Consider the following 15,029-nt stretch of genomic DNA (forward strand, 5'->3'; position numbering starts at 1 on the left):
AAGAATCCGAATTTCGAAAGAGCAAGATGTCCAATTTCGAAGCTATTGTTCCCGCGCTGGCAAAGGCGCTGGAAAAACGCGGCTATGTCGAGCTGACGCCGGTGCAGAAAGCGGTTCTCGAGCTTGGCCAGGCCGATGCGCTGGTTTCGGCCCAGACCGGCTCCGGCAAGACCGTCGCCTTCGGTCTGGCTTTGGCGCCGACCCTTCTCGATGGCGCGGAGCGCTTTTCCCACGCGGCGGCACCCTTGGCGCTTGCCGTGGCGCCGACGCGGGAGCTGGCCCTGCAGGTGACGCGCGAGTTGGAATGGCTTTACGAACTGACCGGGGCAGCGATAGCCTCCTGCGTCGGCGGCATGGACATGCGCACCGAGCGGCGCACGCTGGAACGCGGTGCCCACATCGTCGTCGGCACGCCCGGCCGCCTGCGCGACCACATCACCCGCAACTCGCTCGACATGTCGGCGCTTAAGGCAGTGGTGCTCGACGAAGCCGACGAGATGCTCGACCTCGGCTTTCGCGAGGATCTGGAATTCATCCTCGATGCTGCCCCTGCCGATCGCCGCACGCTGATGTTTTCCGCCACTGTGCCGCGCTCCATCGCCACGCTGGCCAAGGGCTACCAGCGCGATGCGGTACGCATCTCGGCTGGTGGCGAGGAGAAACAACATCTCGACATCGAATACCGCGCGCTGAGCGTCGCCCAGGCGGATCGCGAAAACGCCATCATCAACGTGCTGCGCTTTTACGAAGCCAAGAACGCGCTGGTGTTCTGCAACACCCGCGCCGCCGTCAACCATCTGACGGCGCGCTTCAACAACCGCAACTTTTCCGTCGTGGCGCTGTCCGGCGAGCTTAGCCAGAACGAGCGCAGCCACGCGCTGCAGGCGATGCGCGACGGCCGCGCAAAAGTCTGCATCGCCACCGACGTCGCGGCACGCGGCATCGACCTGCCCAACCTCGAGCTGGTCATCCACGCCGACTTGCCGACCAACCCGGAGACGCTCCTGCACCGAAGCGGGCGGACGGGACGGGCAGGACGCAAGGGCGTCAGCGCGCTGATCGTGCCCAACAATGCCCGCAGGCGCACCGAACGCCTGCTGCAAAGCGCCGGCCTTGCGGCGACGTGGGCGAGCCCGCCTTCGGCCGACGACGTCTTGCGCCGCGACGACGAACGCATCCTCGCCGCCCCGGTCTTCAGCGAGCCGGTGACGGACGATGAGCGCGGCTTCGTCAACGCGCTTCTCGACCAACGTGGCGCCGAACTGGTGGCGGCGGCCTTCGTGCGTCTCTGCCGCTCCAGCCGCTCGGCGCCCGAGGATCTCTTGGACGTCGCTCCGTTCACGCCGTCCGGCGACAGACCCGCTGGCGACAGAGCCGCCCGCCGCGACGAGGCAGCGAGCCGCCGCGACGATTTCGGCGACAGCGTCTGGTTCTCGCTGTCGGTCGGACGCCGGCAGAACGCCGAGCCGCGCTGGCTGATCCCGATGCTGTGCCGGACAGGCGGCATTTCCAAGCGCGAGATAGGCGCGATCAAGATGCAGCCGGAGGAAACCTTCGTGCAGATCGCGGCGGACTGGGCCGAGCGCTTCCTCGCTGCGATCGGTCCCGACCGCAAGCTGCAGGGCAACATTGCGGTCAAGCGGCTGGACGCTACGCCGGATTTGTCGCGAGCCGGCTATCAGGAACCGCGGCCCGACAAGAAGCCGCATCGCGGCAAGCGCACCTTCGATCAGCACGCGCCCAAATTCGAGAAGCGCGCACCGGCCGACCAGCGCCCGGCATTCGAGGCGAAGCCCTGGGCCGGGAAACCGGCCAAGGCGAAGTTCGAAGGCGGACCTGCGAAACACAAGAAATCGAAGAAACGGCCGGGGTAAATAGCCAGCACTCTCCATTTCCGCACGCCCCTTGCGGTCTGCCGGAACTTTGCACAGTCTGGGGCGGGGAAATGGGGGTGGGCAGGACATGCGCGGCGAAGTTCTTCATTACGACGAAGACCAGGGTTTTGGTTTCATCACCGGAGCCGACGGCAACCGCTACACTTTGGCGCGCGAAGATTTGCGCCGCGAAGCATCGGTTGCCGGAGGTACGACCGTCGAATTCCAGCCGGCTGGCGGACGGGCACGCGATGTTTTTTCGATCCGCGTCCAACCTCGCAGTGCGCCTGCCGACGCCTCCACTGCAACCGCCGTGCCATCTCAGGCCGGCAATGCGCCAGCGGCACGTCAGCCGCAACATTTCGGCCGTTCCGCTGAACAAAGTCCGGCCGAATCCGCCGGCCTGTGGAACTATTTCTGGCTGGGTCTGACCGAGAATTACTTCAACTTCGCCGGCCGTGCCCGCCGCAAGGAATATTGGGGCTATTGCCTGTTCTGGACGATCGCGCTGATCGTGGTCATAGGACTCGGCGTCTTCATCGATGACGCCATGGGCAATCTCGACAACAGTGAACTGCCGGCAGTAACGGTCGGCCTTTTCGGCCTCTTCCTGCTGGCGACAGCCCTGCCATGGTTCGGGCTGAACGTGCGTCGCCTGCACGACATCGGCCTGACCGGCTGGCTCTTCCTGCTTTTCCTGATCCCGACCTTCGGCATCGTGATCATCCTGATCTTTGCGCTGATCCCGACCCAGCCGCGTGAAAACCAGTGGGGTCCGGTGCCGGCAGGCGTCAGGGTTTAGCCGGCGCCGTGCCTAGCAGCCGCTCCATTCGCACATGTGATGCGTGCATATTGCAATTGGAAACAACCTTGGATAGTATCCGTACGGCACAGTATTTGGGGGCAAGCAATGCGCGGCGCGATTTATCATTATGACCAGGATCAGGGTTTCGGATACATCAATGGAGCCGACGGCAAGCGTTACATCGTCGGGCATGAGGATCTGAGTCCCGGCGTGGCGTTGGTCAGAGGCGCACCCGTCGAGTTCCAGCCGGACGATGGGACTGCGCGCGCCGTCATTGCAGGAAGGCCAAGGGCTGCCGAATCCCGCAGCCTCATTCCCAACGGCGTTGAACCTGCCCAATCCACCGGATTATGGGCTTATTTCTGGCGCGCATTCAAAGTGAGACATGTCAGCTTCACCGGCCGCGCCCGCCGCAAGGAATTTTGGGGCTTTTTTCTGCTCACGCTGATCGTGTTCTTCGCGCTTCTTGCGTTCGGCGTCCTCATCAATGCAGCGATCACAGCTGTCAGAGGCGACCTGGAATTTGGAGCTTTGGGTTATGCGCCAGCCTTCGTGTTCCTGCTATTGACTGTCCTGCCGTGGTTTGCCCTTATGGTACGACGCCTGCATGACATCGGCCTGAGCGGCTGGTTCGTTTTGCTGTACTTCGTTCCCGGCTTCAACACGCTGGGTCTGTTGGCGCTTGGGCTTATCCCATCCAAGGTCAGTGAAAACCCTTGGGGGCCGGTGCCGGCGGGCGTCAGGGTTTAGCGATCGCCTTCAGCGTCTCGCTCGAAAGCCTGAGGAAGACCTTCCGACCCTGGCGCTCCGCGCCGAGTCCGACGTAGAAGCGCAGCGCACGCTCGTTCCAGTCCTCGGTGGTCAGGTCGATGCGGCCGATGCCTTCGCGCAGGCAATGGCCGGCAAGGAATGCCATCAGCGCTCGACCGACACCGCCATTGCGGGCATCATCGCGTACGAATAGGTCCTTGAGGAACAGCAGCCGCTCGAGATCGATGCCGGGATGCGCGATCGCAACCGAGGCCAGCCCGCAAACTTCACCATCGACAAAGGCGAGCGCAAAATGCGGATAGGCCGGACTTTCGTCGCCAAGCCATTTCTGCGCCGCCGACAAAGCTTGGCTGGCGTCGAGTGGCGGCTGCCGGTAATGCACCGCCATTTCGCAAAGCATGGCGGCGAGTGCCGCGGCATCCCCGGTCGTCGCCCAGCGGACGTCGACCGACACAGGATCAGCCCAGGAACTTGGCGATGATCGCGTCGCCCATCTCAGCGGTGCCGACCTCGGTCATCCCCGGCGAATGAATATCCCTGGTGCGCAAGCCCTGGTCGAGAACGGCGGCGATCGCGCCTTCCAGCCGGTCGGCCTCTTCAACCATGCCGAAGGAATAGCGCATGCACATGGCGAATGAGGCGATCATGGCGATCGGATTGGCGATGCCCTTGCCGGCGATGTCGGGCGCCGAGCCGTGCACCGGCTCGTAGAGCGCCTTGCGCTGTTTTGTCTTCGCATCCGGCGCGCCGAGCGAAGCCGACGGCAGCATGCCGATCGAGCCGGTCAGCATGGCGGCGATGTCGGACAGCATGTCGCCGAACAGATTGTCGGTGACGATGACGTCGAACTGCTTCGGCCAGCGCACCAGCTGCATTCCGCCGGCATCGGCCAACATGTGATCGAGCTTGACGTCGGCATAGCGCGCCTTGTGCGTCTGGGTGACGACCTCGTTCCACAGCACGCCAGATTTCATCACATTGCGCTTTTCCATCGAGGTGACGTGGTTCTTGCGCGTGCGTGCCAACTCGAAGGCAACGCCCGAAATGCGCTCGATCTCGAACGTGTCGTAAACTTGAGTATCGATGCCGCGCTTCTGGCCGTTGCCGAGATCGATGATCTGCTTCGGCTCGCCGAAATAGACGCCGCCGGTGAGCTCGCGCACGATGAGGATATCGAGCCCTTCGACCACCTCCTGCTTGAGCGAGGAGGACGCCGCCAGCGCCGGATAGCAGATTGCCGGCCTTAGATTGGCAAACAGCTCCATGTCCTTGCGGAGCCGCAGCAGACCCGCCTCCGGGCGCACCTCGTAAGGCACCGCATCCCATTTCGGTCCGCCGACGGCGCCGAACAGCACTGCGTCCGCGGCCATAGCCTTGGCCATGTCGGCATCGGAGATCGCCGCGCCATGCGCGTCATAGGCGCAGCCGCCGACAAGGCCCTCATCGGTGACGAAATCGCTGCCAAGCCTGTCGTTCATGGCGGCGATCAGCTTCTTCAACTCGGCCATCGCCTCGGGGCCGATGCCGTCGCCGGCAAGCAGGAGAAGATTTTTCGAAGCCATGAGAACCGTCCCGATTGTTTAGCGCATGAACGCGGCCTTGCTAAACGCCAAGCAGCCGGCGCGCAAGCCTGCGGTTCAGAGCATCGGACCCAAAAGTGGAAACCGGTTTTGGGAGAATCCGATGCTCAAGCCAAAACGCCTACAGATGCGAAAGGATATTGACCAGCCTGCCGAACGGGTCGCGTACGAAGAAGCGCCGCACGCCCCAGGGTTCGTCCGCCGGACCGTATTCGATGGCAAAGCCGGCCGTCCTCATGCTTTCAAGCGCGGCATCGACGTCGTCGATTTCGATAGAGATGTCCGGCACCGGCGTTCCTGACCCTCCTTCGGCCATGAAACTGACCTGCACGGACATCGTCTCTTGCGAGCCGTAGGTAGCGATCCAGCCCATATCCATCTTGAGATCGAGGCCGAGCACATCCTGATAGAAGGGTTTTGCCGCCGCGATATCCTGCGTGTCTATGTTTGCAACGATGCGCCTGACCTTCACCATGGGCCGATCCTCGTGCTAACCGTGTCGTTGTCGCAACCGTGACAGGCATCAGGCTGTGCGCCGCAGCGCCGTCACCTCGATCTCGATCTTCATCTCCGGCTTGTTGAGCTGGCACACGATCATCGTTGCCGCCGGCCTGATCTCGCCAAAGGCCTCGCCGAGGATCGGGAACACCACATCCACGAAAGCCGCATCGGTGATATAGTAATGTGCCCGCACCACATCGGCCATTTCGAAGCCGCCGTCTTGCAATGCCTTGGCGATGGTAGCGAGGCAATTACGGGTCTGCGCCTCGACCGTCTCGGGCATCGTCATAGTGGCATAGTCGTAACCGGTCGTTCCGGAGACGAAACACCAGTCGCCCTGCACCACGGCACGCGAATAGCCGGCGGTCTTCTCGAAGGGCGAACCGGTGGAGATCAGTTTTCGCATGGGGCGGCCTCGCTGGGTTGCTGAGCGTCGTCTAGCAGAGGGGGGCCGGGCGGGTCATGAGCCAAGCTAGGCAAATTGTTGTCACGAGGCGGCAAGACGAAAACCTCGGAGATTGGCCGGAGCATCTATCCCGTCGTCATCCTATGGCGGAGCAAGGAGCGTATCGACGCAGCGTAGACCATAGGATCCATGCCGAGACATCACGGGCTTTGCCACGGTGCAGAATTTCTGCTCAGCCGCCTTCCGACAACGGTCGCAGCAAGGATCCTCGGGTCAAGCCCGAGGATGACGAATGCGCAGTTGCGACCCCTTGTCGAAACCTTAATTGGCCGACCCCAGCGCCTTGTCCAGCGCTTCCTTGACGTCGGCCGGCCATGTACTCACCGCCGGCCACGCGTCCGGCTCGGGCTTGTCGCCGCGGCGGGCGAAATAGAGCTTATGGTTGACCGGGTCGACGGCCATGAAACCGTCATTGCCGCCGCAATCATGCGGCACGCAGCCGCTGGCAAAAAAGGCGCCCGAAGCGGTCTCCTCAGTACCGCCGCCGACCAGCAGGCTGGTCGCCATGTCGGGCATGTCCTTGCCGAGCAGCGTCTCGGCTAGCCTGTAGACGGCCTCGTTGTGAAAGGCATCAATGATGTTATCGTATTTCGACGGATCGACGTCTTTCCACTCCGTGCCCGGCTCCGGCATGTAGGTCAGATTACCGGACGTCGTCAGCCCGTCCGTCGGCGACCATTGCAGCGCCGGCTTGGAATCGCCCGGCAAAAGATAGGGTACGAAATAGATGGCGCTGTCGGAGATCGCGGCCGGTGGTGCGCCGCATTCATCCTGCTCGACCGTGGTCGTCTGGATCGTGCCGCCTTCCGGCTTCCACACGATCACCTTGGCCGGGCCGCATTGATTGCCGCCGTCGCCGACATCGACCAGCGCCACCTTGACACCGCCGACCTCGACGACCTTGTCGAAGAAGACGTCGTAATTGCGCGCCAGTTCCTTGCCGTCGAAGGCGAGCACCCGTTCCCCGTACTCTTCCTCCTGGGTGATGGTCAGCTGGCCACCCTCGAACGGGATCGGCGCCTGTTTGTCATTGTCGGCTAGGGCCGCATTGCTCAACGCGCCCTGGTCGGCCCCGCCGGACGCATCGTCAGCCGGCACGAGCACCATATCGGTCTGTGCATGCGCGCCTGCCACTGGCATCAGAATCCACGCCAGCGCGCAGGCCCCTGCAAGAAGCGAACGTGTCATGACTGTCCCCTCCGTTCAGCCGCCACGAATCCGGTCTGTCGCGGCCAGGTCATCGTACCGCTCAGGCCCAGGGGCGCTCAGCAGCATTCTTCTTCTCGAACGAAGCGATGGCGCCAGCCTTCTCCATGGTCAGACCGATATCGTCGAGCCCGTTGAGCAGGCAGTGGCGCTTGAACTCGTCGAGGTCGAACTTGACCACGCCGCCGTCCGGCCCGCGGATTTCCTTGGTCTCGAGATCGACCGACAGCGTCGCGTTGGAACCGCGCGACGCATCGTCCATCAGCTTCTCCAGGTCTTCAGCGCTGACGGTGATCGGCAGGATGCCGTTCTTGAAGCAGTTGTTGTAGAAAATGTCGGCGAACGAGGTCGAGATGACGCAGCGGATGCCGAAATCGAGCAGCGCCCACGGTGCATGTTCCCGGCTCGAACCGCAGCCGAAATTGTCGCCGGCGACCAGGATCTGCGCCTTGCGGTAGGCCGGCTTGTTGAGCACGAAGTCCGGGTTTTCCGAATCGTCGTCCTTGTAGCGCATTTCGGCGAACAAGCCGGTGCCGAGCCCGGTGCGCTTGATCGTCTTGAGATAATCCTTGGGGATGATCATGTCGGTGTCGACATTGACGATCGGCATCGGCGCGGCGACGCCGGTGAGCTTGGTGAATTTTTCCATGGTTCTTGCCCGTCTTCTTCTCGTTGCGGGGAATTGCTGGCGCCCGGTTTACACAAAGCCGCGGGCAAATAAAAGGCGGCTGTTTCTGGACTTCCGTCGTCGATCGAAACACAAAACGCTTCAAAACCACCGGCCCATGGTGCACTTTTATCGACATGACAACGCGATCCACGGTCCTCTACGCCAGCGAACCGGACCTCGGCACCGCCGAGTTCCGCCGCGTGCTGGTGGAATCCGGCCTCGGCGAGACACGGCCCGTCGATGACAACACTCGATTGAAGGCGATGTTGTCAGCGGCCAATTTGGTGCTCACCGCGCGTCTCGACACAGAAGGCAAGCCGCTGGTCGGTGTCGCTCGCGGCATCACCGACTTTTCCTGGGTCTGCTATATCTCCGAGCTCGCCGTTTCTGCATCGGCGCAAGGGCTGGGTATCGGCAAGGGCCTGATGGATGAGGCACGCCGGCAACTCGGACCGTCCGTCGCCATCAGCCTGATCTCCATGCCCGACGCCGTCGGCTTCTATGAGCGTATCGGCATGGAGCGCATGCCCAACGCATTCTGGTTCGGCCGCAAGCGCTGAAATCCACTTTCAGCGACCTCAACCTGCGCATCCTCGGCCAAGGTTCTGCCTCTTGACATGCAACCATATGGTTGCATATTAGGGTCATGAGCATGGATGCCGTCTTTCGCGCCTTGGCCGACCCGACACGTCGGCGATTACTGGACAGCCTTCATGCAAGGAACGGGCAGACGCTGAACGCGCTGTGCGGTGAGATGGACATGACGCGCCAGGCGGTGACCAAGCATCTGGCGATCCTGGAAGAAGCAAACCTCGTCACCACCATCCGCCAGGGACGCGAGAAGCAACATTATCTGAATCCGGTTCCCATCAACGAGATCGCCGAACGCTGGATCGGCAAATTCGAGCGGGGGCGACTGGGCGCCCTCAGCGATTTGAAGAAACGCCTCGAAAGGGAAGACTGATGAGCAACATTTTCGTTTATGTCACCTACATCCGCACCTCGCCCGAAAAACTCTGGCAAGCGCTGACCGAGCCGGAGTTCCAGCGGCAATATTTCCTCGGCGCCCAGATGCTAAGCGACTGGAAACAAGGTTCGGCGTGGAAGATGGTTTACACCGACGGCCGCGTCACCGACAACGGCGAGGTCCTCGAGATCGATCCACCCAAGCGCATCGTGCTCAAATGGCGCAACGAGTTCATGCCCGAGATCAAGGCGGACGGCTACACACGCTGCACCTTCGCCATCGAGCAGGAGGGCGAGATGGTGAAGCTCGCCATCACACACGAAGCCGATGGACCGCACAAGCTGCTTGGCCATGTGGCGAACGGCTGGCCGCTCATCCTGTCCAGCCTGAAGAGCCTGCTCGAAACCGGCAAAGGCCTGTCGCGCCCGGCGTCGAAGGCTTGAGGTTGTTTCGATAGCGAAACGTTTCTGGAGACAGCGATGTACAGTGCCGCGGTGCACAGCATGACGAATGGCAAGGCCGTTATGGCGAGCGCCGATGTTTGCGCGCCGCCCGAGCGGATCTTTGACGCGCTCGTTACACGCGAGGTCGAGCGCTGGTGGGGGTCCGCCACGACCTACCGGATGACCGGATGGACGGCCGACCTCCACGTCGGCGGCCGCTGGAGCGTCACCGTCGAGACGGCGGCCGGCAGACACCTGCCCGCCAGCGGCGAATTCCTGGAGATCGAAGAGCCGCGCCGAATCGTGCAGACGCGGAGATACGGCTGGGACCATCCGACGCTTGGCCGCCGCCAAACCAAAGTCGCCTGGCTGCTGGAGCCGATCGCCGGCGGCACACGCGTCACCATCTGCCATGGCGGCTTCGCCGGCCTCGCTGCTGCCGCGACGAAGCATGCCGAAGGCTGGGCCCAGGTGCTGGGCTGGCTTCAGGCGTATCTTGGTACGGACGGCTTGGCGGCGGCTTAATCCACCAAGCAACGGTAGCATCCCTTCGGGCTAGCGTTAAATTACATTCAATTCCCGAAACGGCCGCCCATCGGCGATCCGGCTATACCCGAACGCCGAGCAATCCACCGTGCGATAGCCGCCATGCACGATCAGTTCGGCCAGCGCCTTGCCGACGGCCGGCGCCTGCTGCAGGCCGTGGCCGGAAAAGCCGTTGGCGAAGAGGAAATTCTTCACCTCAGGATGCGGGCCGATCACCGCATTCTGGTCGAGCGTGTTGTAGTCGTAATGGCCGGCCCAGGCACGTGTCGGCTTGATCGCCTCGAAGGCGGGAATGCGGGTGGCCAGCACCGGCCAGATCACCTCTTCGAACAGCGGCCAGTCGGGCTCGAAATCACCGGGGTCGGCAGGACCGTCGCCCTCTTCCGGCTCGGCACCGCCGGTGATGTAGACCGAGCCCTCCGGCCGGACATAGATGCCTGAGGGATCGACCAGCAGCGGCATGTCGGCGTATTTTTCGCGTGCCTCGAAGACGAAGACGTTGCGCTTGCGCGGCTCCACCGGCAGCGCCAGCCCGGCCATATCAGCCACCTTGCCGGCATTCGGCCCGGCGGCGTTGATAACGGTGCCGGCCTCGAGCCGCTCGCCATTGTCGAGGCTGACGCTGGCGACGCGGTCGCCCTGGCGCTCGATGCCGGTCACATCGGCGGTGATGAAATCGATGTTTTCGCCCCGCAGCGCCTTGCGGAACAGCATCAGCATCGCATGCGCATCGAACCAGCCTTCGCCGCTGCGGCCATAGGCGCCGGCGGTGATGCCCTCGGCCGACAGCCATGGAAACCGGCGGACAAGCGCCTCCGCATCCTCAAGCACGATGTCGGCGCCCTCGGCCATCTGCGCCTCGTGGTTGGCCTTGAGGATCGGCAGCCCGTTTTCGCCGGCAAGGATAAGATAGCCGCCTTCGCGAAAGCCGATATCGGCGTCCGCGCCAAACTCTTCCCTGAGCCGCCGGAACAGTTTCAGCGTGAATTGCGACAGCCGGATGTTTTCCGGGATCGAGAACTGCTGGCGGATGGAGGCGCAGGACAGCGTGGTCGCGGCGCGGGAAAATTGCGGGTCGCGCTCGACAAGCGCGATCGAGCCCGAAAACCCTTCCTCGCGCAGATAATAGGCGACCGAGGAGCCGACGATGGCTCCGCCGATGATGACGATGTCATAATGCACCTTTTGGCCCTTCCGATCTGAACCGCCGAGTCACGCCGCCGGCAGGATGATCTCAAAGCGCGTGCCGCTCGCTGAGTCAACCAGCCGGATCGTGCCATCATGCGCTTTCAGGAGGGCCAGCACGATGCCGAGGCCCATACCGGTGCCGCCTGAATCGCGGCGCGTGGTGAAAAACGGCTCGAAGATGCGAGCCTGGTTGCTGGGCGAAATGCCGGCGCCGTCGTCGCTCACCTGGATCGTCGCCTTGCCGTCCGCGCTCGCCGCCGCAACGGAAACGAGCGTTGCGCCATGCCGCGCCGAATTGTCGATGAGATTGGCCAGCACGATTGCCGCGTTCTCGGCCGAGATGCGCAGGCCGATATCGCTGCCGGCCTCGAGGCGCATCGCCAGCCTGTCCTCGGCCGGCAGCAGCGCCAGCGCAGCACCGAGCGACGTGCTTTCGCCGCTCGGCTCGAGATTTTCGGCGCGCGCCAGGTCGAGCAGGCGGCGCACCAGAAGGTTGAGCCGGCCGGCATCGGTGACGATATTGTCCGAAAACCGCCGCCGCTCGGCCTCGTCCATCGCGCTGCCCGAATCGCGCAGCAGTTCGGCGGCCCCCTGGATCGCCGTCAGCGGCGATTTGAGCTCGTGCGAGACGTGGGTGGCAAAGGTCTGGATGCCGTCGGAGCGTGCGTGCAGCTTTTCGGCCATGTCGAGGAAAGCAGCAGAGAGTTCACCCATTTCGCGCGTGCCGTGGTGATCGAGCGGCCTGATCGCCGCGCGGTCGCCGGCGGCGATGCGTTTCGTGCGTTCCATCAGCGCATAGATCGGACGGCTGACGGCGCGCAGGAAGACCAGCCCGATCAGCAGCGCGCCGCCGAGGATGGCGATTGCCGCCAGCGCCACCTTGCCGCGCTCGCCATAGAGATGCTTGACGATGTTGTTCGGCGTCCGCGACAGATAGACGACGCCGGCGACCTTGCCGGAGACCGCAACCGGCATGGCCACGAAGACGCGAACCTTGGTGCCGCGGCTGACCGAATAGAGCGGCGGCGACGGCTGGTCGGGAACCCGCAGCCTGAGCGCGCTGGCGTAGCGGCCGGCAAGCGCTGCGCGAACCTCTTCGACAGCCGCGAGCGACAGGCCGGCCTCCTCACGGCCGGCGATGACCACGCCTCTGGGATCGAGCAGCCGGAAGCCGGCGAGCGTGGTCTTCTGCGTCTCGGCAAGAATGCCCGACAGGCGTGCGCCGATTGCCGCGAAGGCGGGATCGGCGCTGGCCGCGGTGGCCGCGGGCCGGGTCGGCAGGATCCCGTCGGACGCAAGATCGAGGCCCGGTTCGATCGGCTGGTAGGGAGAGGCCCGATCGCTGGTGTTGGGTGAAGGCACGGGTGCGCCTAGCTTTTCCGGGGCAAGGCCGGCCTCGCGAACCTCTTGCGCATAGATCGCGCCAAGGGCGGCGCCTTGGGCGATCAGCTCGGCCTCGGTCTGCCTGATCAGCTGGTTCTCGTAGAGCCGGAAGAAAAACAGGCCGGCCAGCGGCAGCGCCATCACCATGATCAGGATGGCGATGACGACCGTGGCGAGGCGAGGCCGCCATTTGCTGCCAATCAGTTCTTGGGCGCTCACGCGCCGCATCCGCCCAGCCGAAAACCGACGCCGTGCACGGTCTCGATCGCGTCGACGCAGCCGACGGCCGCCAGCTTGGCGCGGATATTGCGGATATGGCTGTCGACGGTGCGGTCTGCGACATGGATATTGGCCGCATAGGCGTTGGCCATCACCATGTCGCGGCCAAGCACATGCGCCGGCCGCGCCAAAAAGCCTTTCAGAATCGCGAATTCGATCGACGTCAGCGCCAGCGGCTTGCCGTCGAAGCTGGCTGTATGGCTTGCCGGAACCAGCAACAGTCTGCCATGCGAGAATTGCCGGTCGTCGGCTGGTTCCGGCGTGGGCCGGGAGCGGCGCAGGATGACGTTGACGCGGGCGACCAGCTCGCGCGGGCTGAACGGCTTGGTGACATAATCATCGCCGCCCATCTCCAGCCCGAGCACGCGGTCGATCTCTTCATCCCGCGCGGACAGGAACAGCACCGGCAGGTCGGATGTGTGGCGCAGCCGCCGGCACACTTCCAGCCCGTCCATTTCCGGCATGCCGATGTCGAGCACGACGAGATCGGGCGCATGGCGCTCTATCGCCTGCAGGGCAGCCGCGCCGTCCGGCACCGCCAGCGTTTTCATGCCGGCCTTTTCCAGCGCGAAGCAGATGATTTCGCGAATGTGCGGGTCGTCGTCGGCGACCAGTATGTGGTTCGGCATCAAATCAGCGGCCCGGCATGAAGGGTTCGGACATCGGAGGAACCACGAACGGGCCACGCCTGTCGAGGGCGCGGTTGAGCCGCCAGTCACGAAAGCTCCAGCCCCGCCAGTTTTCCTGGCCGGCGCGGAAGCGTGCTTCGTCCTGTGCATACCAGCCGGCGAGTTCGCGGATGGAGGCATCCTCCGCGGAAACCGTCCTGCTCTGGTGCTGGACGAAGCGATCGAGCGCTGGCAAGGCGCCGGGCCCGAGCGAGCGCAGGTACCAGACGTCGAGCTGGGTGCCTTGGCCGGTCATTTCGAAGCAATGGTCGACATTGTAGTTGGCGATCAGCGCGGCAAAGTTGATGAACGAGCAGGCATAGAGCGTCGCCGATAGCGTCAGAAGATTGGCGGCAAACAGCCATTCGTTGGACTTTTCGCGCGCGATGCGGGCTATGATCAGGACAAGGCCCGCCGCCACCAGCCCCATCCAGACGAACGCAGCGACACGCCAATAGGTCAGCGCATAGATACCGACATAGAGATCGAGCCGCAGGATCGACGAGACCACCAGGAGGATGTTCTGCGCCACCCAGGCATAAACCAGCCGGCGGATGAGCGGATCGCCGGAGGTCGCACTTCCCGGCCGCAGCGCCGCCAGCACGAAGCCGGCGGCCAGCAGCGCCGTGACGATCAGCGGATAGGCGCCGCGATGCGCGTAGGCGGCATAGGTCAGCCGGTCTGGAAGCGCGATGCCGCCCCACAGATAGGTGGCGTCGAGTGCGCTCTGCACCGCGAACAGGATGTTGAAGACGACGAGCGCGCGGAGGATAGCGGCCTTGCCGAAGACGATGTCCTCGATGGTGGTCCTGGTGGCCGGCGTCGCCGGTGCGCTGGCTGGCGACACCCTGCGGCGGCGGAGAAAGCGCGGCAGGCGCGGCTGCAGAAATGCCCAGACGCAGGCAAGCACGAACAGCCAGAAGGCGAGACGTGGCAGCTGGACGAGGTCGAGCAGTGCCATCAGGTCGATCAGCGAGAACCAATATTCAATGACCGGATTGGCGGCGCCGAACAGCGCGAGAAACACTGCGCCGAGGCTCAGCGGCATGACCCAGACGGCGATCGCCGCAAGGCGCATGCGTCGTCGGCCAAGCCGCCGCGCCGCCTTGCGCCAGCGGAAGAAATCGCGGATGAACCGAAAAGGCGCTGCGAGCAGGAAGGTCAAAAGCTGGCCGGCAACGCGGGCAAGCCCGTGTCGCAATCGCCCTCCCAGCGAAAGCACGAAGACGGCCATCGCCGCCAGCGCAATGGAGACGGACAGTGCGCTGACATTTTCCACAAGCGGCAGCAGCCCCACAAGCAGCGCAACCGGCTTGAACAAGAACTTGCCATCGTTGAAGACGCCGAGAGGACGGAGAGCCATGCTCGCCGCGGCAATCGCAACGCCGAACAGGAAAAGCGTGATGCCCGCCGGTTGGCCATAGAAGAAGAAATCGGCCAACGCGACGAGCAGGACGGCAACGCCGAAGCGGCTGCAATAGCTCGGCGCCGCCGAGAGGAATACTGTCATGATCGGGCTTTCTCGGCGGCTTTGATGCGGCCGGTGGGCAGGGATTTGCGGACGAAAGGGAGGAGGGTTGCCAAAGTCTGGGGCGGATCGACGAGCCACCAGCTTTCGCGGCGAAGCCGGTACGGCACGGACCAACGGGAGTTCGTTTGCTCTTGCATGCCGCCCTTGTCGC

At 63.7% G+C, this 15,029-nt stretch carries 17 protein-coding genes; 7 read left to right on the plus strand and 10 right to left on the minus strand.

Going from position 1 to position 15,029, the window contains the following annotated elements:
- Positions 1–26 precede the first annotated feature (26 nt).
- The 3 genes from NKI63_RS21890 (at position 27) to NKI63_RS21900 (ending at position 3,429) form a co-directional block, all read left to right on the plus strand.
- Positions 27–1,874 (plus strand): DEAD/DEAH box helicase, encoded by a 1,848-nt coding sequence (locus NKI63_RS21890; RefSeq protein ID WP_352751433.1) that lies wholly within the window; start codon positions 27–29, stop codon positions 1,872–1,874.
- Positions 1,875–1,962: 88 nt separating this feature from the next.
- Positions 1,963–2,676, plus strand: a complete 714-nt coding sequence (locus NKI63_RS21895; protein WP_352690929.1) for a DUF805 domain-containing protein — start codon at positions 1,963–1,965, stop codon at positions 2,674–2,676.
- Positions 2,677–2,784: 108 nt separating this feature from the next.
- Positions 2,785–3,429, plus strand: a complete 645-nt coding sequence (locus NKI63_RS21900; RefSeq protein WP_352690931.1) for a DUF805 domain-containing protein — start codon at positions 2,785–2,787, stop codon at positions 3,427–3,429.
- Here the strand turns inward: NKI63_RS21900 and NKI63_RS21905 are convergent.
- From NKI63_RS21905 to leuD, 6 genes are all read right to left on the minus strand, one after another.
- Entirely contained in the window at positions 3,419–3,904 is a 486-nt protein-coding gene (locus tag NKI63_RS21905) for a GNAT family N-acetyltransferase (RefSeq protein WP_352690932.1), read from the minus strand. The two genes, NKI63_RS21900 and NKI63_RS21905, sit on opposite strands and share 11 nt — an antisense overlap.
- A 4-nt stretch (positions 3,905–3,908) precedes the next feature.
- Positions 3,909–5,012 carry a 3-isopropylmalate dehydrogenase gene (gene leuB / locus NKI63_RS21910; RefSeq protein ID WP_352751430.1) on the minus strand — a complete coding sequence of 368 codons (1,104 nt, stop codon included), beginning with the start codon at positions 5,010–5,012 and terminating at the stop codon, positions 3,909–3,911.
- 139 nt (positions 5,013–5,151) lie between these two features.
- Positions 5,152–5,502 (minus strand): VOC family protein, encoded by a 351-nt coding sequence (locus tag NKI63_RS21915; protein ID WP_352690956.1) that lies wholly within the window; start codon positions 5,500–5,502, stop codon positions 5,152–5,154.
- A gap of 51 nt (positions 5,503–5,553) precedes the next feature.
- The gene (locus NKI63_RS21920) at positions 5,554–5,937 is read right to left on the minus strand and encodes a RidA family protein (protein WP_254817900.1); all 384 of its coding nucleotides are present in this window, start codon (positions 5,935–5,937) and stop codon (positions 5,554–5,556) included.
- A 321-nt stretch (positions 5,938–6,258) separates the two neighbouring features.
- Complete coding sequence (locus NKI63_RS21925; protein ID WP_352690936.1) at positions 6,259–7,185, minus strand: Ivy family c-type lysozyme inhibitor; 927 nt, start codon at positions 7,183–7,185, stop codon at positions 6,259–6,261.
- 61 nt (positions 7,186–7,246) lie between these two features.
- Positions 7,247–7,852, minus strand: coding sequence for a 3-isopropylmalate dehydratase small subunit (leuD, locus tag NKI63_RS21930; RefSeq protein WP_352823244.1), 606 nt, complete (start codon positions 7,850–7,852; stop codon positions 7,247–7,249).
- A 155-nt stretch (positions 7,853–8,007) separates the two neighbouring features.
- On the opposite strand from leuD, the gene NKI63_RS21935 reads away from it, so the two are divergent.
- The 4 genes from NKI63_RS21935 to NKI63_RS21950 all read left to right on the plus strand — a co-directional run bounded on the left by NKI63_RS21935 (position 8,008) and on the right by NKI63_RS21950 (position 9,808).
- Complete coding sequence (locus NKI63_RS21935; RefSeq protein ID WP_352690938.1) at positions 8,008–8,433, plus strand: GNAT family N-acetyltransferase; 426 nt, start codon at positions 8,008–8,010, stop codon at positions 8,431–8,433.
- A 92-nt stretch (positions 8,434–8,525) separates the two neighbouring features.
- The gene (locus NKI63_RS21940; RefSeq protein WP_352690939.1) at positions 8,526–8,837 is read left to right on the plus strand and encodes an ArsR/SmtB family transcription factor; all 312 of its coding nucleotides are present in this window, start codon (positions 8,526–8,528) and stop codon (positions 8,835–8,837) included.
- On the plus strand, positions 8,837–9,283 hold the full coding sequence (locus NKI63_RS21945) for an SRPBCC family protein (RefSeq protein ID WP_352823248.1): 447 nt from the start codon (positions 8,837–8,839) through the stop codon (positions 9,281–9,283). The genes NKI63_RS21940 and NKI63_RS21945 overlap by 1 nt, the downstream gene beginning before the upstream one ends.
- Positions 9,284–9,319: 36 nt before the next feature.
- Positions 9,320–9,808 carry an SRPBCC family protein gene (locus NKI63_RS21950; RefSeq protein WP_352507370.1) on the plus strand — a complete coding sequence of 163 codons (489 nt, stop codon included), beginning with the start codon at positions 9,320–9,322 and terminating at the stop codon, positions 9,806–9,808.
- 36 nt (positions 9,809–9,844) lie between these two features.
- Here NKI63_RS21950 and NKI63_RS21955 read toward each other — a convergent pair whose 3' ends face one another.
- The 4 genes from NKI63_RS21955 to NKI63_RS21970 all read right to left on the minus strand — a co-directional run bounded on the left by NKI63_RS21955 (position 9,845) and on the right by NKI63_RS21970 (position 14,857).
- A complete protein-coding gene (locus NKI63_RS21955; RefSeq protein ID WP_352507371.1) occupies positions 9,845–11,011 on the minus strand; it encodes an NAD(P)/FAD-dependent oxidoreductase in 1,167 nt (388 codons plus the stop codon).
- 30 nt (positions 11,012–11,041) lie between these two features.
- Positions 11,042–12,541 (minus strand): ATP-binding protein, encoded by a 1,500-nt coding sequence (locus NKI63_RS21960; protein ID WP_502899783.1) that lies wholly within the window; start codon positions 12,539–12,541, stop codon positions 11,042–11,044.
- 74 nt (positions 12,542–12,615) lie between these two features.
- Positions 12,616–13,308: a response regulator transcription factor gene (locus NKI63_RS21965; protein WP_352507373.1), complete on the minus strand. Its 693-nt coding sequence runs from the start codon at positions 13,306–13,308 to the stop codon at positions 12,616–12,618.
- Between the two features lie 4 nt (positions 13,309–13,312).
- The gene (locus tag NKI63_RS21970) at positions 13,313–14,857 is read right to left on the minus strand and encodes a DUF4153 domain-containing protein (RefSeq protein WP_352823252.1); all 1,545 of its coding nucleotides are present in this window, start codon (positions 14,855–14,857) and stop codon (positions 13,313–13,315) included.
- Between the last annotated feature and the right edge of the window lie 172 nt (positions 14,858–15,029).

The sequence above is a fragment of the Mesorhizobium sp. M0410 genome (assembly GCF_040321435.1).
GTDB lineage: Bacteria > Pseudomonadota > Alphaproteobacteria > Rhizobiales > Rhizobiaceae > Mesorhizobium.

Bases quoted from the DNA above. Each gene is read 5' to 3' on its own strand.
- NKI63_RS21890 (WP_352751433.1), top strand. From the start codon at position 27: ATGTCCAATTTCGAAGCTATTGTTCCCGCGCTGGCAAAGGCGCTGGAA.
- NKI63_RS21895 (WP_352690929.1), top strand. From the start codon at position 1,963: ATGCGCGGCGAAGTTCTTCATTACGACGAAGACCAGGGTTTTGGTTTC.
- NKI63_RS21900 (WP_352690931.1), top strand. From the start codon at position 2,785: ATGCGCGGCGCGATTTATCATTATGACCAGGATCAGGGTTTCGGATAC.
- leuB (WP_352751430.1), bottom strand. From the start codon at position 5,012: ATGGCTTCGAAAAATCTTCTCCTGCTTGCCGGCGACGGCATCGGCCCC.
- NKI63_RS21920 (WP_254817900.1), bottom strand. From the start codon at position 5,937: ATGCGAAAACTGATCTCCACCGGTTCGCCCTTCGAGAAGACCGCCGGC.
- NKI63_RS21925 (WP_352690936.1), bottom strand. From the start codon at position 7,185: ATGACACGTTCGCTTCTTGCAGGGGCCTGCGCGCTGGCGTGGATTCTG.
- leuD (WP_352823244.1), bottom strand. From the start codon at position 7,852: ATGGAAAAATTCACCAAGCTCACCGGCGTCGCCGCGCCGATGCCGATC.
- NKI63_RS21935 (WP_352690938.1), top strand. From the start codon at position 8,008: ATGACAACGCGATCCACGGTCCTCTACGCCAGCGAACCGGACCTCGGC.
- NKI63_RS21940 (WP_352690939.1), top strand. From the start codon at position 8,526: ATGGATGCCGTCTTTCGCGCCTTGGCCGACCCGACACGTCGGCGATTA.
- NKI63_RS21945 (WP_352823248.1), top strand. From the start codon at position 8,837: ATGAGCAACATTTTCGTTTATGTCACCTACATCCGCACCTCGCCCGAA.
- NKI63_RS21950 (WP_352507370.1), top strand. From the start codon at position 9,320: ATGTACAGTGCCGCGGTGCACAGCATGACGAATGGCAAGGCCGTTATG.
- NKI63_RS21960 (WP_502899783.1), bottom strand. From the start codon at position 12,541: ATGGCGCTGCCGCTGGCCGGCCTGTTTTTCTTCCGGCTCTACGAGAAC.
- NKI63_RS21965 (WP_352507373.1), bottom strand. From the start codon at position 13,308: ATGCCGAACCACATACTGGTCGCCGACGACGACCCGCACATTCGCGAA.
- NKI63_RS21970 (WP_352823252.1), bottom strand. From the start codon at position 14,857: ATGACAGTATTCCTCTCGGCGGCGCCGAGCTATTGCAGCCGCTTCGGC.